This window comes from Inquilinus sp., from assembly GCF_057815775.1.
In genome coordinates this window covers 1-1,776 of sequence record NZ_JBYRFX010000093.1, presented here as the reverse complement: position 1 = coordinate 1,776, position 1,776 = coordinate 1, and the positions used below count along the sequence as shown (strand labels likewise).

2 protein-coding genes are annotated in these 1,776 nt (G+C 69.9%); both read right to left on the bottom strand.

Going from position 1 to position 1,776, the window contains the following annotated elements:
- Positions 1-148: response regulator (locus tag AC3XYG_RS03410; protein ID WP_489138408.1), on the bottom strand; the 148-nt coding region annotated here is incomplete at its 3' end.
- Entirely contained in the window at positions 88-1,731 is a 1,644-nt protein-coding gene (locus AC3XYG_RS03405) for a chemotaxis protein CheW (RefSeq protein WP_489138407.1), read from the bottom strand. The genes AC3XYG_RS03410 and AC3XYG_RS03405, both read right to left, overlap by 61 nt.
- Between the last annotated feature and the right edge of the window lie 45 nt (positions 1,732-1,776).

Sequence of the window (1,776 nt, the reverse complement as noted above, 5' to 3'; positions counted from 1 at the left end):
TGATGCGGTCGAGGCAGGCCAGGCCGTCCATGTCGGGCATGTGCACGTCGAGCGTGATCACGTCGGGTGCGAACACCTTGTGGCGGTTCAGCGCCTCCAGCCCGTTGCGGGCAAATTCGACCTCGAAATCCGGTTCGGCGTCAAACACCTGGCCCAGAAGCTTCCGCACCAGCGCGGAATCATCGACCACCAGGACCTTGAACAAGAATCGGCCCGTTTCGTCCTGGCGGCAAAGGCGTCGAGCTGGCTGCGCTCCGACCGGCTGAGCAGCTCCGCCGGGTCGAGCAGCAGCACCAGGCGCCCGGCGGCCTCCAGGTTGACGACCGCATGCACCAGCCGGGTCGCCTCGCCGGTCAGGTCGGGGGCGGGCTCGATCGTGTCGGCGGCCGTCCGCAGCACCCCCGACACGCTGTCGACGATCAGGCCGGCCCGGTGGCGCTCGGTCCGCACCACCACGACGTGGCGCCCGGCTCCCTCCGCCAGCTTCGGCATGTCGAAACGGCGCCTCTGGTCGACCAACGGCAGCACATCGCCGCGCAGATTGATGACACCTTCCAAAAATTTCGGCGCCTTCGGCACCCGCGTGATCCGCTCCGGCACGCGGGCGACCTCGTCCACCACCTCGATCGGCAGGCCGAATTCGTCGTCGCCGAGGCGGAACACCAGGAATTCGAGGTCGCGTTCGGTCGTCTCCGGCGCCGGCGCCACGGGCCTGTCGCCGCCACCGCCCAGCCGCTGCATGACATCCTCCAGGAACAGGCGGTCAGGGGCGAGGATCGAGACCAGGCGGCGCCCGCCATCGCCGCGATAGATGCTTTGCACCCGGGCCTCGCCGCCCATCCGGGCCGCCAGCACCGGCGGCAGAGGCTCGACCAGTTCGCGGTCGGCCAAGATGATGGAGCGCATGCGATCGGCGATCAGCCCCACCAGCACCCCGCCGATCGTGCCGACGATGATCTTTTCCCGCCCATCCGCCTCCGACGCCGGCGCGAAGCCGAGCAGGCCGCGCAGCGAGAACAGCGGCAGCAGAGTGTCGCGATACGGCGCCACCCCACGGACCAGGGCCTCGCTGTGCGGCATCGCGGCCACCATCTCCGCCCCGGGCACGATCTCTTCGACCATATCGAGGGCGAGGGCGAATTCCTGGCCCGCGACCTCGAAGGTCACGAGCTGCTGCCGGCTGTCAGCATCCGCTGGAATTGGAGATACGGCCACCGCACCAGGCCCAGACGACAGTCCCGTCCGCGGCCGGGATCGCGACACGAAGGCCGCCGCGAGCATGGCCTGGATATCGAGGACCTTGGCAACCGCAACCCGCTGTCCGTCGACCCGGAATGCGCCCTGCAGCTGCTCGCCCGGACCGGCCGCCAGCTTCGATTGCCGCGTCTCGAGGTGGCGGGCTTCGATCGCCACCAGGGCCTCGACCGCGTCGACCGCCAGCGCCACCGGCGACGCGCCGGCCAGGACGATGGCCCGCGACGTCGGCGACGCATCTACCCGGTCGCGGCCTAGCAGTCCGGCCAGGCTGGCGACCGGCAGGACGCTGCCCCGCAGATTCGCCATCCCCATCAGGCTCTTCGTCGCCTGCGGCACATGGGCCACCGGCGGCACCCGGATGATTTCCAGCACCTCTTCCGCCGGCAGGGCGTAGAGGTCCGCGCCGCTGCGGAATGTCAGGAACCGGCGAAGCGACGCGTCTTCGGCCGCCGGCTGCGGCCCGGCCTCAGGCATTTTGCTGCTTGAGCTCATCGGCCAGCGACGCGATTTCCTCGATCG